Here is a 19,588-nt window from a genome sequence, read left to right on the forward strand (position 1 = left end):
CACACCAGACAATCGGCGGTGACGCCGAGGCCGCCACAAGGCCTGCCTCGGCGTCAATCCGGTTGGCCTTTATTCGGCTACCCACTTGCCGCCCTTGGCGATCACCGGGCGGAAATTCGAGGTCTGGAGCGTGTTCTTGTCGGTGAACTTGATTTCACCAGCAAGGCCCTTGAAGTCGCTCGCCTTGAGCGCCTCGATGATCGCTTTCTGATCCGCCGACTTGGCCCGCGTGATCGCATCGACGATCAGGTCGCCCACATCGTGGGAGAGCGCCGCATAGGCGCCGGCGTCGCGGCCATAGGTTTCCTTGTACTTGGCCTTGAAGTCGGCGGCGCCGGACAAGAGGTCGACAGTCGGGGGAGACAACAGGTACACGCCCTCACCGGCCGACCCGGCGATCTCCAGATATTCCGGTGAATTGTTGCCGTCGCCCAGCACAATGCCGCCCTGGAACCCGGCCTGCCGGAGCTGCTTGGTGAGCAGGGCGCCACCGGCATGATATGCGGTCCAGAAGACAGCGTCGGCGCCGCTCGATTTGATCTTGGTGACGACCGCCGAATAGTCCTGCTCGCCGGCCGTGGTGGTCTCCTTGGCGGCAATTTCGCCGCCTGCGCTCTTGAAGGCTTCGGCGGTCAGCTTGGCCAAGTCGGACGAATAGGCATCGCCTTCGTCCACGACCGCGATCTTCTTGTAGCCGTTCTTCTTGAAGAGCTCGACGGCTGTCGTCGCCTGCATGTCACCGGTTGAATTGGCTAGGAAGGCATTGCCCTGATTGGCGGCGACCAGCTTGGTCGAGTTCGCTCCGATGATGACGAATGGAATGCCGGCGTCACCATAGATCTTCAATGTCGGCAAGACGGCGCCCGAGCAGTAGCCGCCGACGATGGCGGTCACGCCTTCCGAGACAAGCTTGCTGCCTGCGGTCACCGCCTGCTGCGGATCGCAGGCGTCGTCGGCGGTAGTGGTGATGATCTTGTCGCCGTTGACGCCGCCTTTGGCGTTGACGGCATCGATCGCCATCTTCACGGCGTTCTCCATATCCTGCCCCTCACTGGCCAGTTGGCCAGTCATGGGGGCCACAATGCCGATCTTGATGTCGGCAGCCGCGGCCATCGTGGTCATAGCCAGCCCGGCAAGGGCGGTGGCACAAGCAAGCCTCTTGGCAAGCCTCTTGAAGGAAACAACCATTAATTCTCTCCATTTCCCCTGTTGGCGCATCCAGGCGGCGTGCCCGAAATGCATTGTTTCGCCCCTCGGTTAGCTGGGGAGCGGTTATGTTGAGCAAGATCGCCAGCCGGCCACGCGATTTGTCACCCGCAGGCTCTGATCCGCCGATCAGTGACTGCCGCCGGCAGCCCGGGCATAGGCTCCCTGGTAGCGGTTCTCCCGGATGCTCTGCATGATCTCGGCCTCACGCGCTTCTTGCGCCCTGACGGCGGCCAGCAAAGCCGCGGCATCTTCGATTGGAAATGCCACGACGCCATCCTCGTCACCGACGACGATGTCGCCGGGACCGACGACCATGCCGCCTATGCAGACGGGAACATTTATGGCTCCCGGACCATCCTTGTAAGGTCCGAGATGGATGGCCGACCGTGCGAAGCATGGAAACGGATTGCGGCCGATGGCACCGGCATCGCGAATGGCGCCGTCGATGACAATGCCTGCGGCGCCGCGCGACGCCGCGACACTTGTCATGATCTCGCCGACCAGCGCGCGTCCTTCATACCCGCCGCCATCGACGACGATGACGTCTCCGGGCTGCAACAGATCGAGCGCACGATGGATGAACTGGTTGTCGCCGGGGCGGGTCCTGACCGTCAGCGCCCTCCCCGCCATGACGCCGCCCACCCGGTGAAATGGCCGCAACCCGACAGCCCCGGGGACACGGGCGAGATTGTCGCTGATCAACGGCGTCGCCAGAGCGCGGAACGCGTCGATCAGTTCGCTTTCCTGTGATCCATCCGCCATCGTCTGCACTCCCCGTCGTCGGCACTTTTATGAATATAGTATCCAATCACAATTAATTCAGTGGAGTCAACCGGCTTGCAATGGTCGGCAGAAAAAAGCCAAAGCAGCCCATAAACGCCGCCACTTGGGCAAACATGACCGCAAAGGCCCACCCGTCCGGGCTTGCACTGGCGGCAAAGTTCAAGATAGATTGGATAACATATCCATAAACGCCATGATTGTAAAAAGGGAATTGGCTGTGAAGCATGCAGGAAAAGTCGTGATCGTTACCGGGGCGGCACAAGGCCTGGGCCTTGCCTGCGCCGAGCGCTTTCATGCCGATGGCGCCAAGGTTGTGCTTGTCGACGTGCAGGCCGATCGCGGGCGCGAGCATGCCGAACGTCTTGGTGAGCGTGCCGCCTGGCTATCGGCGGATCTCTCCGAATGCACGCAGGAAATGGCAGCCGATGTTGTTGCCAAGGCCACAGAGCGATTCGGCGGTGTCGACGTCCTCATCAACAATGCCGGCATCATCCATCTGGACGATTTCGTCGACTTCCCCGAGGAAGCCTTCGACCTGGTTCAGCGCGTCAATCTCAAGGCGCCCTTCCTTCTCGGGCAGGCCGCGGCAAGGGCCATGATCGCGCAGGGACGCGGCGGCTCGATCATCAACATGTCGTCGATCAACGCCATCCTGGCCATTCCCAATTCCGTCGCCTATGCCGTGTCCAAGGGTGGCATTAAGCAATTGACGGCGGTGATGGCCGTCGGATTGATCCCGCATAACATCCGCGTCAACGCCATCGGCCCCGGCACCATCCTGACCGACATGGTCAAGAGTTCGGTCATGGCCAGCGAAGCGCAGCGCCAGACCATCCTGTCGCGCACGCCGAGCGGCCGCTGTGGCGAACCTTCGGAGATCGCCAGCGTCGCATCCTTCCTGGCCAGCGACGACGCTTCCTACATCGTCGGCCAGACCATCTATCCGGATGGCGGTCGCCTGATCCTGAACTATACGGTGCCGGTGAAGGACTGACCGCCCATGGTTGTCGGTACGCCTCACATCAGTCTTGCGGGATCGGGCGCGCTGCTGCTCGATGGCGTGCAGGGGGCTTTCAGCGATGCCACCCAGGAACTGGTCTGGGCGGTGGCGAATGCCGCGCTGCGCCTAGAGGGGGTGCGCGAGGCCGTTCCCGGCATGAACAACCTGCTGGTGGTGTTTGACCCACTCGCTACGGACGCCCACAGCGTCACGGGTCAGCTGATGTCGCTCTGGGCTTGCACCGATGCCCACGCGGTGACCGGCACGCATCATACCATTCCCGTCAGTTATGGCGGCGCGCGCGGCGAGGATCTCGCCGGCTGGGCCGCACATTGCGGCATGTCTGTCGACGAGACCGTCAGCCGCCACGCGGCGGCCACCTACACCGTCGCCGCCATCGGCGCCATGCCGGGCTTTCCCTATCTGTCCGGTCTCGACCCGCTGCTTGCCTGGGCAAGGCGCAGCACGCCTCGCCTCAAAGTCACTGAGGGCGCCGTNCTGTCCGGTCTCGACCCGCTGCTTGCCTGGGCAAGGCGCAGCACGCCTCGCCTCAAAGTCACTGAGGGCGCCGTCATCATTGGTGGCGCGCAGGCGGGTATCATGCCGATGACTGCGCCTTCCGGATGGCACATAATCGGCCATACCGACGTGAAGCTGTTCAAGGCCGAAGCGGAATTGCCCGTGCTGCTCAGGCCCGGAGACAAAATCCGATTCGCAATCGCAGAGATCGAGGCATGATCGAGATCCTCACCACCGGCTTGCCGAACACGGTCCAGGATCTCGGCCGGCCCGGTCATCTGGCGCTGGGGGTCAGCCATGGCGGCGCCATGGACAGGCAGGCGCTGGCGATCGCCAATCTCATGCTGGGCAATGACCCCTCGGCTGCCGGGATCGAGGTCGCGCTTCATCCGTTCCGGCTGCGCGTGCATATCGACACCGCCGTCGCCATCACCGGCGCGGATTGCGCCGTCAGCGTCGGCGATCGGCCCTGTCCACCCTGGTGGGCCATGACGATCCGCGCCGGCGAGACCCTAGTCCTCGAAACCCCGCGCATCGGTGCTCGTTCCTACATCGCCTTTGCCGGCGGGCTCGATCTGCCGTCCGTCATGGGGTCGCGCGCGACGGATGTGAAAGGCGGTTTCGGCGGTTTCGCCGGACGCGGTCTGTCCCGCGGTGACCGGCTTGCGCTCAACCCTGCGCAATGCCGCCTTCCCGCGGGCGGCATCGGCGCAGCGCTGGAAGAGCGGCGAGGCGCGGCGGACGGCTTGGCCTCGGCAATCGAATTGCGGGTTTTGCCGGCCGCCGAGTTCGACGCCTTCAGGCCGGAGGCCCAGGCGGCTTTCACCGGCAGCGAATGGAGCATCACCAACGACGCCAACCGTATGGGATATCGCCTTGCCGGGGCGACGCTTTCCCTCCTCTCGCCGCTGGAATTGCTGTCCCACGGCATCGTGCCGGGAACTGTTCAAGTGCCGCCGTCCGGCCAGCCGATCATCCAACTTGCCGATGCCAACACCTGCGGCGGCTATCCGAAGATCGCCACGGTGATCGAAGCCGATTTCTGGCGGCTGGCGCAAGCGCCGGTCGGCGCTCGCCTACGTTTCTTGCCGGTCTCGATCGAAGCGTCGACAGAAGCGCTTCGCGCGAACCGGCAGCAAAGTCACGACTTTATCGCCGCCCGAAACCTTATGGCCGGCGAGCAGAGGGCTCCATGAAAATTCGCCCCTTCACCATCGAGATTGCCCAGTCTGAAATCGACGATTTGAAGAAGCGCATCTCGATCTGGCGCGAGCCGGACCAGTTGCAGGCAATAGGCTGGACGCAGGGAACGGAGCACGAGCAACTGCGCCGACTAATGCAACACTGGCGCACTGGCTTCGATTGGCGCAAGCAGGAAGCCGCCTGGAACATCCATCCGCACTACCAGACGGATATCGGCGGCGAAACCCTCCATTTCATCCATGCGCGCGCCGCTGTCGCAACCGGCAGAACGGTCATACTCACCCATGGCTGGCCAGGCAGCGTCTTCGAATTTCATGAGTTGATCCCGCTTCTGACCGACCCGCTTTCGCATGGCGGAAGACAGGAGGACGCCTTCAACGTCGTGGTCCCCTCGATTCCCGGCTATGGCTTTTCAAGCCGACCGACCAGGCCTGGTCTCAACCTGTTCACCGTCGCCGACCTTTGGGCCGAGTTGATGAGCCGTCTCGGCTACAAACGATATCTCGCGCAAGGTGGCGATCTGGGCGCCGGCGTGTCGACCTGCCTGGCGCACGCGCATCCAGACAGTCTCGCCGGGGTGCATCTGAACTTCATCCCCGGCTCATACTCACCTCCTCACGATCCAGGCCCGGATGGCGACCTAAGCTTGGAAGAACGCGCCTTCCTGGAACGGAAAGCCGAATGGGCGGATATTCATGGCGCCTATGCTCATATTCAAGCGACGCGCCCGCAAACGCTTGCCTATGGGCTGACGGATTCGCCGGTCGGACTGGCAGCGTGGATGATCGAGAAGTTCCGCGACTGGAGCGATTGCGATGGCGATCTGCCCAACGCCGCATTTTCGCGCGACGACATGCTCGCCAACATCTCGCTTTACTGGTTCACCCGGACCGTCGCTTCGTCGATGCGACTCTATTGGGAAACGCGCGCCCGTCCGCTTGCATTCGCGTCCGGCACAGCGATCAACGTCCCGCTTGCAGTGGCTTTGTTCCCCAAAGAGCTGCCGATGCCGCCCAGGAGTTGGGTCGAGCGCGTCTTCAAGGACATCCGCCAGTGGACAGCGATGCCGCGCGGTGGTCATTTCGCAGCCCTCGAGCAGCCCGCTTTGCTTGCACAGAATATAAGAGCCTTTGCCGGCGGTCTGGATTTTTAAAGGCAGCGTTTGCGCGCAGCCAAACCCGAAGGCCAGAAATGAACAATACCGCCCTCACCATCGATGCCTTGCATAAGCGCGTCGATGCAATTTTCCGCAAGGCCGGACTGAACCCCATCCAGGCCAGCGCCATCACACGGGTCATCGTCGCGGCGGAGCGCGATGCCTGCAAATCGCATGGTATCTACCGGATCGAAGGCGCGCTGCGAACGATCAAGGCAGGGAAGGTAAACCCAGACGCGGTGCCCGAACTGTTGCCGCAAGACGCTCCCGCCATTGTGAAAGTGGATGCGAAGCACGGCTTCGCCAACCCGGCCTTCGAACTGGGCCTGCCGGTGCTGGTCGAGCGGGCACGCTCCTGCGGCATCGCCGCGCTAGCGATCAACGATGCCGTGCATTTTTCCGCCCTTTGGGTGGAAGTCGAAGCCTTGACCCAGGCAGGCCTTGCCGGCCTGGCCATGTGCCCGAGCTATGCCACCGTCGCTCCGACCGGTGGCAACGGACCGTTGCTGGGCACCAATCCTTTTGCCTTTGGCTGGCCGCGTAAAGAGCAGCCTCCCTACGTTTTCGACTTCGCGACCTCGGTTGCCGCGCGCGGCGAGATCGAGCTCCACCGCCGGGCAGGCAAGAAGCTGCCGGAAGGCTGGGCCATGGATTCGGACGGCAGGCCAACGACCGATCCCGAAGCTGCCCTGGCGGGCGCCATGCTTCCCTTCGGCGGGCACAAAGGCTCCGCCATCGCGACGATGATCGAACTGCTCGCCGGGATCATGATCGGCGACCTGACCAGCCCCGGGGCGCTCGAGCTGCTTGGCACCACGACGCTTTATCCGTCGCACGGAGAGTTGGTCATCGCTTTCTCGCCGAAAGCCTTCGCCGCCGGCCGGCCCGGCAATCCGCTGGGCCGTGCTGAAGCGCTGTTCGAGGCGATCTTGGGCCAAGGTGCGCGCCTACCCTCGCAAAGGCGGTTCCTAGCCCGCGAGACGTCGGAGCGCGACGGTATCGTCCTCTCGCACCAGGAAATGGAACAACTCGATCGTTTTCTCGAACGGGGGCTCGACACGGTCTGAATCGGTATCGCCAGGGCCAAGATCAATCACTGGAGGAGAAAAATGCGCTGGACGAAAACATTCACGGTCGTCGGCTGCCATGCCGAGGGCGAAGTCGGCAATGTGATCACCGGAGGCGTCAAGGACGTTCCGGGCAAGACCATGTTCGAAAAGAAGGAGTATCTCGAAGCGCATATGGACGACATTCGTGGGCTGCTCTTGTTCGAGCCGCGCGGTGCGCCCTACGTCAACGGCAACATCATCCTGCCGCCTTGCGATCCCTCGGCGGATCTCGGTTACGTCATAATTGAAAGCACCGAATACCCGCCCATGTCGGGCTCCAACACCATCTGCGTCGCCACCGTGGCGCTGGAAACGGGCATGGTGCCGATGAAGGAACCCGAGACGCGGCTGCGCATGGAGGCGCCGGCCGGCATGATCGAGGTGCGCTGCCTCTGCGAGAACGGCAAGGTGAAGCAGGTGGAGTTCACCAATGTGCCGGCTTTCGCGTTCCACCTCGACACACCTGTCGAAGTCGAGGGGCTCGGCACGATCACCGTCGACACCTCCTATGGCGGCATGACTTTCGCCCATGTGAACGCGCGCGCACTGGGCTTTTCCATAACACCCGACGAGGCACACCAGATGTCGCTGATGGGCCAACGTATCAAGAAGGCGGCCAACGAACAGCTCGTTGTCGTGCATCCGGAGAACGCTAAGATCCGCGACGTGTCCAACGTGATTTTCGAAGGCCCGATCAAGCGCGTCGACGGTCGCGTGGAAAGCGTCAACGGCACGGTGTGTCTGCATGGCAGGCTCGACCGCTCGCCTACGGGCACCGGCACCACCGGGCGGCTGGCGGTGATGTCGGCAAAGGGGCAGATCGCCAAGGGAGAGCTGTTCCGCAACAAGTCGATCATCGGGACCCATTTCGATTCCCGGGTGATCGCCAATGCGCGCGTCGGCGATCGCGACGCTGTCGTGGTCACCATTGCCGGGCAGGCCTGGATTACCAGCATTGGCCAGTACGGCCTCGACCCGACAGACCCTTATCCACGAGGGCATCGCCTCAGCGACGTCTGGTTCTGAAACGGACGCGGCCGTGCCCTTCGGCACGGCCGCGTAACCGTTCGGTCGCTTAGGCCGCGAACGCTCTGACCCTGACGCCGCTTGCCTCAAGCCGTCTCCTGACATGCGCGGCGATGGCGACGGCAGCCGGCGTGTCGCTGTGGACGCAGATCGAATCGATCGGCGTCCGCAGCATCTGCCCGGAAAGCGTCTCGATGGCGCCTTGCTTGACCATTCGGACGACCCGTTCGGCTGCCCTCTCGGCGTCGTGGATGACAGCGCCTTCCAGCTTGCGCGAAACAAGGAAGCCTTCCTCCGTATAGGCGCGGTCGGCGAATATCTCGGACCTGACCGTCAGCCCAGCGTCGCGCGCGATCCTGTCCTGGAAGCCGAGCGCAATGACCAGGCAGATCAGGCCGGGATCGACGGCCTTGACCGCGCGCGTCACCGCTTCGGCGACGCCACGATCGGTCTGGGTAAGATTGCCTAGCGCGCCATGCGCCTTCACATAGTGGATCGGGTGGCCGGCATAGGCGGAAAGCGCCTGCGCCGCGCCGATCTGGTAGGCGACCAGCCTTTCGATCTCATCCATGGAATGCGGAATGATGCGGCGTCCGAACCCCCACAGATCGGCGAAGCTCGGATGCGCGCCAACGGCAACGCCCTTGTCGCGCGCCATCGAGAAGGTGGCAGCCATGATCTCGGGGTCGCCGGCATGAAAGCCGCAGGCGACATTGGCGGAACTGACGATGTCGAGGATCGCCGCATCGTCGCCGAGCCTGTAGGCTCCAAAACCCTCGCCCATGTCGGAATTGATATCGACCTGCAATCCTTGGGCCGCCATGGCGCTTTCCTCAGTGGTTCGAACCATCGCCTTTGCTTCACACCAGCTCGTAGAGCGGCGTGCCGTAGCCGACGACCGCTCCGTCCTCGATCAGCGCCGCGCCCAGCACGCCGTCTACCGGCGCGAGCACGGCCTTCAGGCATGGGCCGACCTGCAGGACGCCGACCGTCTCGCCCTTGCGAACCACCTGGCCAGGGTCGGCAACCGGCCGACCGGTCGTTGGATGATCGAGACGGAACACGCCGACGCCGGGCGCGCGCACGCCTTTGAAGACCGTTTCGGCCTTCGGGGCTTCGGCCGCGGGTGTCGAGGGAACAACGGATTGCATGTGCAGGCGCAACGAAAAGCCGGCCTCCGACACTTCGATCTCGCCGATGCCGGCGCTAACACACCAGCCGGCCAGCCTTTCGAGCTCCTCAACCGTCATCGCCGCCTCGTCCCTGGAGCAGACCGCCTTCAATGAGACGTTCAAGATGATGGATATCGAAGCCGCCGGCGGCAAAGCCGGGCTCCTCCATCAGGAGGCCGTGGAGCGGCGCGTTGGTGGCGATGCCGACAGCCTCCATCTCGCCCAGCGCGCCGCTCATGCGCCGGATCGCCTCGGCCCGCGTCGCGCCATGCGCCAGCAGCTTGGCCACCAGGGAATCGTAGTGCGGCGGCACGGTGTAACCGGAGTAGAGATGCGATTCGACGCGGATTCCCGGGCCGCCGGGCGGCGTCCAGCGCTCGACCCGGCCCGGATGCGGGCGAAAGCTGTAGGGATCTTCAGCGTTGATGCGGCATTCGACGGCGTGGCCCTGGATGCGGATGTCTTCCTGGCTGAACGACAGGGCTTCGCCCCGGGCGATGCGGATCTGCTCGCGCACGATATCGATGCCGGTGACAAGTTCCGTGACGGGATGCTCCACCTGCACGCGGGTGTTCATCTCGATGAAAGAGAAGCGCCCGTCCTCGTAGAGGAATTCGAACGTGCCCGCGCCTGTATAGCCGATGGTTAGGCATGCGTGGGCACACAGCTCGCCGATCTCGGCAATCGCCTCGCGGGCGATGCCGGGCGCCGGCGCCTCCTCAATGATCTTCTGGTGGCGGCGCTGCATGGAGCAATCCCGCTCGCCTAACCACACCGCCTTGCCATGCTTGTCCGCCAGAATCTGAATCTCGATATGGCGCGGGTGCTCAAGGAATTTCTCCAGATAGACTTGCGGGTTGCCGAAGGCCCGGTCCGCCTCTTTCACCGCCATCGAAACGGCTTCCAACAGAGCGCGCTGCTCGCGCACGATGCGCATGCCGCGCCCGCCGCCGCCGCCCGCCGCCTTGACGATGACCGGATAGCCGATGGCCTCGGCAATGGCGCGCACTGCCTGCTCGTCCTGCGGCAGCGCCCCCTCCGACCCTGCAACGCAGGGAACGCCGGCAGCGATCATCGTGCGCTTGGCGGAGACCTTGTCGCCCAAGGTGCGGATCGCCGCGGCCGACGGCCCGATGAAGGCGAGGCCGGCATTTTCGACGGCCTCGGCGAAGGCGGCGTTTTCCGAGAGGAAACCATAGCCCGGATGGATCGCGCCCGCGCCGGTGAGTTGCGCGGCCGCGATGATCTCGGCGATATTGAGATAGCTCTCCGTCGCCGCAGCCGGCCCGATGCAGATCGCCCTGTCCGCCAGCGCGACATGGCGAAGGCTCGCGTCGGCTTCCGAGTGCGCTGCCACCGTCTTCAATCCGAGATCGCGGCAGGCGCGCAGGATGCGCAGCGCGATTTCACCGCGGTTGGCGATAAGGACGGTGTCGAACATCGCCGCTAGCCCAAATCTTCGAGAACGAACAGCACATCGCCGGACTGCACGGCGGCATGGTCGTCCAACGCGATCTGGACGATCCGCCCAGCGCGATCGGATTCCACGACGTTGAACGTCTTCATGGCTTCGAGGACACCGACCTTCTGCCCTTCCACGACCACATCGCCAACCGAAGCGAGCGGCGGTTCGCCTTCGGTGCCGGAACGGTAGAACACGCCGGTCAGCGGCGCGCGGATCGAATGCCGCGCGATGGGCGGAGCTGTCGAAGCCGGATTTGTGAAGACGGCAGGGCCGGCGGCTGACCCCGACTGCGGCGAAGGCTGCGACGCGGATTGCGCCAGCACCCCCTGCCTGGACATGCGGATACGAACGCCATCGCGCTCGATCTCCAACTCGGCAATGGGCGAACGCGAGACAAATTCGATCAGCTTCTGGACGAAGTCGAGATCCATCGCCGGCCCTACCGCAGCGCTTCGACAGCCTCGGCGATACGCCCGATCGCTTTTTCGATCAGGTCCATCGACGTGGCTATGGAAATGCGGAAATGCGGCGACAGGCCGTAGGCAGAGCCCTGCACCACCGCGACCCGCGCCTGATCGAGCAGGTAAAGCGAGAAGTCGTCGTCGCTGCCGATAGGAGTGCCGTCCGGGCGGCGACGACCGATCAGGGCCGAGCAATTGGGATAGAGATAGAAGGCGCCCTCGGGCGTCCGGCAGGTGAGACCGGGAATCGCGCGCAGCAGATCCAAAGCGCGGTCGCGCCGTGCCTGGAATTCAAGCGCCCGAGGGCGAAGAAAGTCCTGAGGACCTTCCAGTGCGGCAATGGTCGCGGCCTGCGAGATGGACGACGGGTTGGACGTGCTTTGGCTCTGCACGGTCGCCATGGCGCGGATCAGCGGTTCCGGCCCGCCGGCATAGCCGATCCGCCAGCCGGTCATGGCATAGGCCTTCGACACCCCGTTCACTGTCAGCGTACGGTCCTTCAGCCTCGGCTCGACGCCGGCGATGGTATGGAAGGTTCGTCCATCGAACAGGATATGCTCGTAGATGTCGTCGGTCAGAACGTGCACATGCGGGTGATCGAGCAACACCCCCGCCAGCCCCGCAAGTTCGTCGCGGCTGTAGACGGCGCCTGTCGGGTTGGAAGGCGTGTTGAGCAGCAGCCATTTGGTGCGCCCGGTGATCGCGGCTCGCAGGGCTTGCGGTGTCAGTTTGAAGCCCTGCGGCTCCGTGCAGGGAACGACCACGGGCTTGCCTTCGCCGAGCAGGACGATGTCGGTGTAGGAAACCCAATAGGGCGCTGGGGCAACCACCTCGTCGCCGGGGGCCAGCGTTGCCAGCAGGGCGTTGTAGATGATCTGCTTGGCGCCGCCCGCGACACTGATTTGCGAAGGCTTGTAATCGAGGCCGTTCTCGCGCCTGAATTTTCCGGCCACCGCCTTCTTCAGCGCGGCGGTGCCGTCGACCGCCGTATAGCGCGTCTCCCCCCTGCGCATCGCCTCGTAGGCCGCCTCGACGATGTGCGGTGGCGTTGGAAAATCCGGCTCGCCGGCGCTCAGGCTGATGACGTCGATGCCGGCCGAACGCATTTCGATTGCCCGCGCGGTGACCGCCATGCTGGGGCTTGGCTTGATGACGTCGAGACGGGGAGCGATGAGGCCCACGGGAAATCCTCGGCATGGCTGCCGCGACGTTGCCGGGCAGGTGATATCTGTTACAAATTGGATAATGTATTCTGTTTTTCACGTCAAACCTCTTTTTCTGCATCGAAGACCGGGTTATGTCTCGTTTTGGACGTGGACCGATAGAGGAAGATATCCAATCCTTGTCGCCGCGGATGATATTCGAGATAGGGAACGCGATTGGTATGGGCACAAACTATGATGTGGTGATCGTCGGCGGCGGCGTTGTCGGCAGCTCGATCGCCTACTTTCTGTCAGCCAATCCGGATTTCGATGGCAGGATCGCGGTGATCGAGCGGGACCCGTACTACACGGCGTCCTCGTCTTCCTTGTCGACCAGCGCCATCCGCCAGCAGTTCGGCACGGCGCCCAACATTGCCATGTCGAAGTTCAGCATCGACTTCCTGCGCCAGGTAAAGACGCGGCTTGCCATCGGCGACGAGTTGGCCGACATCGGCCTGCATGAGCCCGGCTACCTCGTGCTGGCGACACCCGAGCGGGCCGACGCGCAGCGTGCCAAGAACCGCGTTCAGCGCGGCATGGGCGTCGACGCCGAACTGATCGAGCAGGCCGATCTGGCGCGACGCTTCCCATGGCTCAACACGGACGATCTCGCCCTTGGCTCGCTCGGCCTTGGCAGCGAAGGCTGGTTCGACGGCCCCGGCCTGATGCAGGCATTCCGCCGCAAGGCACGCACGCAGGGCGTGGACTATCTTGCCGCGACCGTGACCGGACTGACCATGGCGTCTCCCGGCAAGGTTGGCGAAGTGGTTCTGGACAATGGCGACCGGCTTGCCGCCGGCACGGTGATCAACGCGGCCGGGCCATGGAGCGCGGGCATTGCCAGGATGGCCGGCGCCGACCTACCGGTCGTCCCGAGCAAGCGATGCGTCTTCGTCTTCGAAACACCGGCAAGGATCGAGAACTGCCCCTTCATCTTCGACACAAGCGGCCTCTGGCTGCGGCCGGAAGGTCAGCTCTTCCTGTGCGGTATTCCACCGGTACGCGAGAACGACCCGGACGATTTCGGCCTGGATGTGGACTACGACCTGTTCGACGAGTTGATCTGGCCAGTACTCGCCTATCGTGTGCCAGGCTTCGAACAATTGCGCATGCTGCGCGCCTGGGCGGGGCTCTACGAGTACAACACCTTCGACCACAGCGGCATCATCGGCCGGCATCCCGAGATCTCGAACTTCGTCCTGGCCACCGGCTTCAGCGGCCACGGCATGATGCACGCGGCGGCGACCGGGTCGGGCGTCAGCGACCTCATTGCCTACGGCGAGTACCGATCTGTCGACCTCTCGGCCTTCCGCTACGAACGGATCGCTGGCAATCAGCCTATCGAGGAACATGTCTACTGAAGCGAAACGGGCGACATGGCATCGCAGTGACAACGGTGCTATGCGTCCACTTCTTCAATCAAAACGGCGCCAGTCAACAAACACGGCGGCCGCCTCAGGCTGATTCATGCTCGTACAGAAGAAAACCATCTCGACCCAGGTCGCCGATGCCATCAGGCAGAAGATCCTGATCGGCGAATACGAGGCCAACTTTCAGCTGCGGCAGGAGCATCTGGCCACCGAGTTCGGCGTCAGCCGAATTCCGGTGCGAGAGGCGCTGCATCAGCTTCATTCGGAAGGCTTCGTCACGCTGGTTTCCCACAAGGGCGCCGTCGTTACCTCCATTTCCCTGGACGAGATTCTCGAGCTCTACGAATTGCGAGCCCGGATCGAAACATGGCTGCTAGCCCTGGCCATTCCAAGGATGACGGAGGCAGACCTCGCGCTGGCCCGCGAGCGCGCAAAGCAGCACCAGGAGCAGGGCAAGACAGGCGAGTACTCGAACCAGCTCAACTGGAACTTCCACGCCGCGCTCTACGCGCCGTCCGGCCGCAAGGCGACGATCGAACTGGTCGGGCGCATCTACCAGCAGCTGGAACGCTACACGCGCATGATGGTGACGCTCACCGAAATCCAGGCCCAGTCCGACCGCGACCACTGGCAGCTCATCGACCTGTGCGAAGCCAAGGATACGCTGCGCGCCGTCGGCCTTTTGGAAATGCATATCATCACCAGCGGCAAATTCCTGGTCGACCGGCTTGAGGAATTGCGGGGCAGCTGATCAGTCGCCCCGTCTCCTTGTCCAGCCCCAATCCTTCGCGCGAAGATCATTTGCCGGGCAGATTGGTCGCCCGGGTCAGCAGGATCACGCCTGCCTTGTCGGCTGTGTCGTAGTAGGTGAAGCCGGTGCGGTTTTCCCGGCGCCCGCGCATCAGCACGGCAAGTCCGTCGGTTTTCGCCTTGGTTTCGGCTGCGTCCGCATCACGAACCTCGAAGCCGATATGGAAGACACCTTCACCCTTGCTGTCGAGATGAATTCGCTGCGGTGAAGGATCGCCGTTTGGCTGGCACAGCTGCAGCTGAACGTTCGGCAAGTTGCAAATCCGATATTGCATCGCCTTGAAACCCTCGGGGCTTGGGACCTGCAGTTCTTCGTATTCAGCCAGCGGCGGATAGGGCTCCCATGGCCCGATGCCGATGGAGTCGTAGTAGGCCTGCGCCTTGTCGATATCGTGCACGACGATGCAGATGTGATGCAGCTTTTCGAAATTACCCATGTCGTCACTCCCCATTCTTCTCACTCCTTGATCGGGACCGTATAGTTCAGCACGCGGCGCCCCCCGTCGGGGTAGATCGTCTCGCCGGTGATGTAGGAAGCGTCGTCGCTGGCCAGGAACGCCACGACCGAGGCGATCTCGGCTGCCGTGCCGAGGCGCCCGAGCGGTGTACGCGAAAGGACCGCCCGTCTCATTTCTTCCGAATCGATGAATGTCCCGTCCATGACCATGTCCGTGGCGATGGTGCCCGGGCCGACACCGACCACACGGATGCCATGGGGAGCGAAGGCGACGGCCGCGGTGCTGGTGACCTGGTTCATGCCGCCCTTGGAGATCGCGTAGGTGGCGACACGCGGGTTGGCGAGGCCCGAATTGATCGACGACATGTTGATGATGACGCCGCCTCCACCTTGCGCGATCATCTGGCGGGCGGCCGCCTGGGTGCCCATGAACGCGCCCTTCAGATTGACGGCGAGAACCCTGTCGTAGTCCGCCTCTGTGATGTCGAGAAAGTCCTGGACCGGAGCGATGCCGGCATTGTTGACCATGATGTCGACACGGCCGAACTTCGCCACCGCCGCTGCAATCAGCCCATCGATCTGTTCCTTCTTGCTGACATCCGTAACGACCGCCAGGACGCTGTCGGTGGTGCCGATTTCAGCGGCACATTTTTCTAGCTCCACGGCATTGATGTCGCCGAGCACGAGCTTCGCGCCTTCGGCCAAAAAGCGTTCCGCGCAAGCGCGTCCGATGCCGCGCGCCGCGCCTGTGACAACCGCCACCTTGCCTGCCTGTCTCATGTCCAATCCTTCGATCATTTGTAAGTCGGCCACCGTCTCAAGGAGTATGGGCCGAGCTTGGCTACGGATGGGGATTCTCCCACCGAAGCCTAGCCTAGCGGATAACGAAGGGATTGGCGGTCTTGCCGGCGGTGTCTATCCACACCGTCTTGGTCTGCAGATAGGAATTGATGGCATCCTGCCCGCTTTCGCGCCCGATACCGCTCCTCTTGTAGCCGCCGAAGGGCGCCATGTAGGAGACGGCACGGTATGAATTGATCCAGACCATCCCCGCCTCCATTGCGGCCGCGCCGCGCAACGCCCGGCCCATGTCGCTGGTCCATATTCCTGCCGCCAGCCCGTAGGGGCTGAGATCGGAAGAGCGTCGTGTAGGNAATGACCGAAAGGATCGGTCCGAACACCTCTTCGCGCGCGATCCGCATGGTGTTGTTCACGCCAGTGAAGATGGTGGGCTCGACGAACCAGCCCTCGGCCAATTCACCCGAGGCCGGCTTGCCGCCGCCCAGCACGCAAAGCGCACCCTCGCGGCGCGCGATGCCGAGATAGGACAGCACCTTCTCGCGCTGGGCTTGCGTGGTGATCGGCCCGACCTGCGTCTCTTGCAGCGCCGGATTGCCCAGTCGAGCGCTGGCCGCCAGCGTTATGACGCTCTCCACGAACCGGTCGTGGATTTTGCGATGCACCAGCAGCCGCGAACCCGCGATGCAGGTCTGGCCACTGGCGGCGAAGATGCCTGAGATCGCGCCGTTGACCGCGCCCTCGATATCGGCGTCGTCGAAGACGATGTTGGCCGATTTGCCGCCGAGCTCCAGCGTGACGACTTTTAGCTGTTCGGCAGCCGCTCGATAGACCGCGATCCCGCCAGGCTCACCACCGGTGAAGGCGATCTTGGCGACGTCGGGATGAGAGACGAGTGGCGCGCCGACATCAAGCGGCATGCCGGTAACGGTGTTGACCACGCCGGGCGGGAAGCCTGCCCGCGCAAACAGTTTCACGAACTCCAGCGTCGAGGCCGAGGCGTGTTCCGACGGCTTGATGACGACAGTGTTGCCTGCCGCCAGCAGCGGCGCGAGCTTCCATGTCAGGAGTAAAAGCGGCGAATTCCAGGGCACGATCGCTGCAATGACACCCAGCGGCTCGTGGCGGGTGAACGCGAACATGCCAGCCTTGTCGATCGGCAGCACCGCACCTTCGATCTTGTCGGCAAGACCGCCGAAATAGCGGAACCATTCCGGGATATAGCGCAGCTGTGCCGTCATTTCGGTGAGCAGCTTGCCATTGTCGCGCGTCTCGATGGCGGCAATGCGATCCGCGTTCTCCGCGATCAGCTCAGCCAGCCGCACGAGCAGCTTGCCGCGCGCGGTGGGCGTGATCCCGGCCCACTCCTTCGACCGGAAAGCAGCCTTGGCGGAGGCTACGGCGGCATCCACCTCGGCCTGTCCATCGCGCGGAATCAGCGCCCAGGGCCTGCCGGTGAACGGATCATGGCTCTCGAATGTATCGGCTGTCGATTGCAACCGACCGCCGACCGTGTTCTGGAAACTGACCAGCGCCATATCGGTCCTCAACAGGTGGTAAAGCCCAGATGGGCGCGAAAGCGGTTCTTGACCTCGACCGCGTCGCGCGGCGGCAGCGAGCGCGGCAGGTTCTCGGCGGTGATTTTCAGCACGAAAAGGCGCGGACCGTCGGCCGGATGCCGAAGCTCTTCACACAGCGTGTCGACCTCCTCCAGCGTACGCAGCTCGGCGGTCTTCAAAAAACCGCAAGCGGCCGCGACCTTGTCGAAACCAATGCCCTTGCCGGTATGGCTGGACTGCATGCCGGTCTCGCCGAAATGCTGATTGTCGAGCACGATCAGGTCGAGATTTTTCGGCCGCGCCACCGAGATCGTCGCCAGCGAACCGAACGCCATGAGCTGTTCGCCATCTCCGGTGATCACCATGACCCGCTTCTGCGGCTGGGCCTGGGCAAGCCCCAGGCCGATCAGCGCAGCACCGCCCATGGCGCCCCACAGATAATAGTTGTCGTTGCGGTCACCGGCAGCATGCACGTCGTAGCTCGGCGAGCCGAGACCGGTCACGACCAGGGCTCCGTCGCGGGCGTCAAGCAGCTTCTTCACCGCAACCCGGCGGTCCATCGTCGGTAAATTCATGTCGCTCACCACTTCTTCTTGCCGAGCAGCCGCTGCCCGATCAGCACGGCAATCTGCTGGTCGGCGTCGAAAGCCATCAAGGCTGCCTGCGCCACCGTCTCCACGAGATCGGGACCGGTCTCGGCGCGCAGCACCCTGAGGCCGATCGCCTTCAGCGAGGCCTCCGTCGCCTGCCCCATTGGCACCTGCCACGGATTGAACTCGGCCCACTCGCCTCGCATCGTCACCAGGACGAGCAGGGGAAAGCGCGCCTGCACGGGAAGCGACAGCATGTTGATGCAATTGCCGACGCCTGAGGATTGCATGAGCACGACGCTCCGCTTGCCGCCGAGCCAGGAGCCTGCGGCAATGGCGATGCCCTCCTCCTCCGTCGTCAGCACATTGGTGACAACCTCGGGATCCGTGCTGAAGCGCTCAATCAATGTGGTGTGGCCTGCGTCGGGCACGTAGGACATCTGGCTGATGCCGGCGGCCTTGAGCACGTCATAGACCGGATCCGGCCACTGCTTTTCAGACGCCGCCGGAGCGGCTGCAAGTGCTGCCGCTTGCGGATGTTTTGCTTCTATGCTCGCCGTCACCTTGGACCCCCGGGAATTTGGATTGGAACCAGGTTACCTCGGCTGTCCAATCTAATCTTCGTCCCTTTATTGTGATCAGATATAATGATATTCGATAGCTCATGGAGTTATCGCAGCTACGCACGCTCATCCACGTCGCCGAACTCGGCAGCCTCAGCAAGGCCGCCGACCGGCTGCACATTGCGCAGCCGGCGCTCAGCCGGCAGGTGCGCATGCTGGAGGAGGAATTGGGCTTTGCCCTTTTCCTGCGCCATGGACGCGGCATGGTGCTGTCTGAGCAGGGCAAGGAGGTGCTGGCGCACGCCATGCGCGTGATGGCCGAGATCGACGAGATCCGCGCCACGGCCACGCCCGCCGATGCGCCGCTAACCGGCGAAGTGGCCATCGGCCTGCCGCCCACCGTTGCCGACATTATTTCGCTACCGCTGGCGGCCGCCTTCGGCAAGGCCCATCCCAAGGCCAAGCTCAGGCTTGTCAGTGCCTACACCGGCTATCTGCTGGACTGGATGCACCGCGGCGAGGTGGACGTTGCGGTGCTCTACGACCCGCGCATGGCGCGTTCGCTGCGCTCGCGCCCGCTGCTCCTGGAAAACCTGTTCCTGATCGGACCGCCGGACGCGGGTTTTTCAACCGTGCGCGCCGTATCGTTCGCCTCGCTCGCGGGCAAGCGCCTGCTGCTGCCCAGCATCAAGCACGGGTTGCGCATCATCGTCGAACGCTGCGCCACGGATGCCGGCATCACGCTCGATGTCGGCATCGAAGCGGACTCATACTCCGCGCTGAAGGACCTAGTGCGCAACGGCCATGGCTGGACGATCCTGCCGCTCGCTCCTATCCATGCCGACGTGACCGCCGGGCTGCTCACCGCCGCGCCGTTGATCGATCCGGTGCCCGTGCGCCGCCTGATCCTTGCATACCCGGCGGACCGGCCTGCCTCGCGGCTGGCGCGGTTTGCCGGACAAGCGATCGAGAACATCGCCAAGGATCTTGTCGGGCGGGCCGTCTGGGTTGGCCAGCTTCTCGGTCCTCCGCCATAAGCATTTGAATTTCGTTATATCTGCTCACGCCTGCCTTGCATTGCGGATAGGGCGTCGAGGCGCGATAGTGAGGCCTGCAGCAAGACGAAAAGCCGGACA

At 63.5% G+C, this 19,588-nt stretch carries 20 protein-coding genes and 1 pseudogene; 9 read left to right on the forward strand and 12 right to left on the reverse strand.

Going from position 1 to position 19,588, the window contains the following annotated elements; translation table 11 throughout:
* Positions 1-69: 69 nt before the first annotated feature.
* Positions 70-1,188 carry a branched-chain amino acid ABC transporter substrate-binding protein gene (locus X735_RS160310; RefSeq protein ID WP_245273099.1) on the reverse strand — a complete coding sequence of 373 codons (1,119 nt, stop codon included), beginning with the start codon at positions 1,186-1,188 and terminating at the stop codon, positions 70-72.
* 147 nt (positions 1,189-1,335) lie between these two features.
* Entirely contained in the window at positions 1,336-1,971 is a 636-nt protein-coding gene (locus tag X735_RS160305) for an RraA family protein (protein ID WP_023809512.1), read from the reverse strand.
* A gap of 238 nt (positions 1,972-2,209) precedes the next feature.
* On the opposite strand from X735_RS160305, the gene X735_RS160295 reads away from it, so the two are divergent.
* From X735_RS160295 to X735_RS160270, 6 genes are all read left to right on the forward strand, one after another.
* Positions 2,210-2,986 carry an SDR family oxidoreductase gene (locus X735_RS160295; protein WP_023809514.1) on the forward strand — a complete coding sequence of 259 codons (777 nt, stop codon included), beginning with the start codon at positions 2,210-2,212 and terminating at the stop codon, positions 2,984-2,986.
* 6 nt (positions 2,987-2,992) lie between these two features.
* Positions 2,993-3,730, forward strand: coding sequence for an allophanate hydrolase subunit 1 (locus tag X735_RS160290; RefSeq protein ID WP_023809515.1), 738 nt, complete (start codon positions 2,993-2,995; stop codon positions 3,728-3,730).
* Positions 3,727-4,707: a biotin-dependent carboxyltransferase family protein gene (locus X735_RS160285; protein ID WP_023809516.1), complete on the forward strand. Its 981-nt coding sequence runs from the start codon at positions 3,727-3,729 to the stop codon at positions 4,705-4,707. Before X735_RS160290 ends, X735_RS160285 begins: the two co-directional genes overlap by 4 nt.
* Complete coding sequence (locus X735_RS160280; protein ID WP_023809517.1) at positions 4,704-5,867, forward strand: epoxide hydrolase family protein; 1,164 nt, start codon at positions 4,704-4,706, stop codon at positions 5,865-5,867. Before X735_RS160285 ends, X735_RS160280 begins: the two co-directional genes overlap by 4 nt.
* Before the next feature lie 38 nt (positions 5,868-5,905).
* Positions 5,906-6,937, forward strand: coding sequence for an Ldh family oxidoreductase (locus tag X735_RS160275; RefSeq protein WP_023809518.1), 1,032 nt, complete (start codon positions 5,906-5,908; stop codon positions 6,935-6,937).
* Positions 6,938-6,979: 42 nt separating this feature from the next.
* Positions 6,980-8,005: a proline racemase family protein gene (locus tag X735_RS160270; RefSeq protein WP_023809519.1), complete on the forward strand. Its 1,026-nt coding sequence runs from the start codon at positions 6,980-6,982 to the stop codon at positions 8,003-8,005.
* A gap of 49 nt (positions 8,006-8,054) precedes the next feature.
* On the opposite strand, the gene X735_RS160265 is transcribed toward X735_RS160270, so the two are convergent.
* Genes X735_RS160265 through X735_RS160245 form a run of 5 tightly spaced genes read right to left on the reverse strand, consistent with a single transcriptional unit; the run spans position 8,055 to position 12,284 of the window.
* The gene (locus tag X735_RS160265; RefSeq protein WP_031212611.1) at positions 8,055-8,828 is read right to left on the reverse strand and encodes a 5-oxoprolinase subunit PxpA; all 774 of its coding nucleotides are present in this window, start codon (positions 8,826-8,828) and stop codon (positions 8,055-8,057) included.
* Between the two features lie 37 nt (positions 8,829-8,865).
* Complete coding sequence (locus tag X735_RS160260) at positions 8,866-9,255, reverse strand: biotin attachment protein (RefSeq protein ID WP_023809521.1); 390 nt, start codon at positions 9,253-9,255, stop codon at positions 8,866-8,868.
* Positions 9,245-10,618: an acetyl-CoA carboxylase biotin carboxylase subunit gene (accC, locus tag X735_RS160255; RefSeq protein ID WP_023809522.1), complete on the reverse strand. Its 1,374-nt coding sequence runs from the start codon at positions 10,616-10,618 to the stop codon at positions 9,245-9,247. The genes X735_RS160260 and accC overlap by 11 nt, the downstream gene beginning before the upstream one ends.
* A 5-nt stretch (positions 10,619-10,623) precedes the next feature.
* Complete coding sequence (locus X735_RS160250) at positions 10,624-11,073, reverse strand: acetyl-CoA carboxylase biotin carboxyl carrier protein subunit (protein WP_023809523.1); 450 nt, start codon at positions 11,071-11,073, stop codon at positions 10,624-10,626.
* 8 nt (positions 11,074-11,081) lie between these two features.
* Positions 11,082-12,284 (reverse strand): pyridoxal phosphate-dependent aminotransferase, encoded by a 1,203-nt coding sequence (locus X735_RS160245; RefSeq protein WP_023809524.1) that lies wholly within the window; start codon positions 12,282-12,284, stop codon positions 11,082-11,084.
* Positions 12,285-12,487: 203 nt separating this feature from the next.
* On the opposite strand from X735_RS160245, the gene X735_RS160240 reads away from it, so the two are divergent.
* Both X735_RS160240 and X735_RS160235 read left to right on the forward strand, forming a co-directional pair.
* Positions 12,488-13,666 carry an FAD-binding oxidoreductase gene (locus tag X735_RS160240; RefSeq protein WP_023809525.1) on the forward strand — a complete coding sequence of 393 codons (1,179 nt, stop codon included), beginning with the start codon at positions 12,488-12,490 and terminating at the stop codon, positions 13,664-13,666.
* Positions 13,667-13,772: 106 nt separating this feature from the next.
* A complete protein-coding gene (locus X735_RS160235; RefSeq protein WP_023809526.1) occupies positions 13,773-14,426 on the forward strand; it encodes a GntR family transcriptional regulator in 654 nt (217 codons plus the stop codon).
* Positions 14,427-14,472: 46 nt separating this feature from the next.
* Here X735_RS160235 and X735_RS160230 read toward each other — a convergent pair whose 3' ends face one another.
* The 5 genes and pseudogenes from X735_RS160230 to X735_RS160215 all read right to left on the reverse strand — a co-directional run bounded on the left by X735_RS160230 (position 14,473) and on the right by X735_RS160215 (position 18,452).
* Positions 14,473-14,922, reverse strand: coding sequence for a VOC family protein (locus X735_RS160230; protein ID WP_023809527.1), 450 nt, complete (start codon positions 14,920-14,922; stop codon positions 14,473-14,475).
* 20 nt (positions 14,923-14,942) lie between these two features.
* Positions 14,943-15,722: an SDR family oxidoreductase gene (locus X735_RS160225; RefSeq protein ID WP_023809528.1), complete on the reverse strand. Its 780-nt coding sequence runs from the start codon at positions 15,720-15,722 to the stop codon at positions 14,943-14,945.
* A 94-nt stretch (positions 15,723-15,816) separates the two neighbouring features.
* Positions 15,817-17,278 (reverse strand): annotated as a pseudogene (locus X735_RS01000000165565) (aldehyde dehydrogenase).
* A gap of 8 nt (positions 17,279-17,286) precedes the next feature.
* Positions 17,287-17,874 (reverse strand): thiamine pyrophosphate-dependent enzyme, encoded by a 588-nt coding sequence (locus X735_RS160220; protein WP_023809529.1) that lies wholly within the window; start codon positions 17,872-17,874, stop codon positions 17,287-17,289.
* A 5-nt stretch (positions 17,875-17,879) separates the two neighbouring features.
* Positions 17,880-18,452, reverse strand: a complete 573-nt coding sequence (locus tag X735_RS160215; protein ID WP_023809530.1) for a thiamine pyrophosphate-binding protein — start codon at positions 18,450-18,452, stop codon at positions 17,880-17,882.
* A 101-nt stretch (positions 18,453-18,553) separates the two neighbouring features.
* On the opposite strand from X735_RS160215, the gene X735_RS160210 reads away from it, so the two are divergent.
* Complete coding sequence (locus tag X735_RS160210) at positions 18,554-19,489, forward strand: LysR substrate-binding domain-containing protein (protein ID WP_023809531.1); 936 nt, start codon at positions 18,554-18,556, stop codon at positions 19,487-19,489.
* The last annotated feature ends 99 nt before the right edge of the window (positions 19,490-19,588 follow it).

Source organism: Mesorhizobium sp. L2C084A000 (genome assembly GCF_000502875.1).
Taxonomy (GTDB): Bacteria; Pseudomonadota; Alphaproteobacteria; order Rhizobiales; family Rhizobiaceae; genus Mesorhizobium.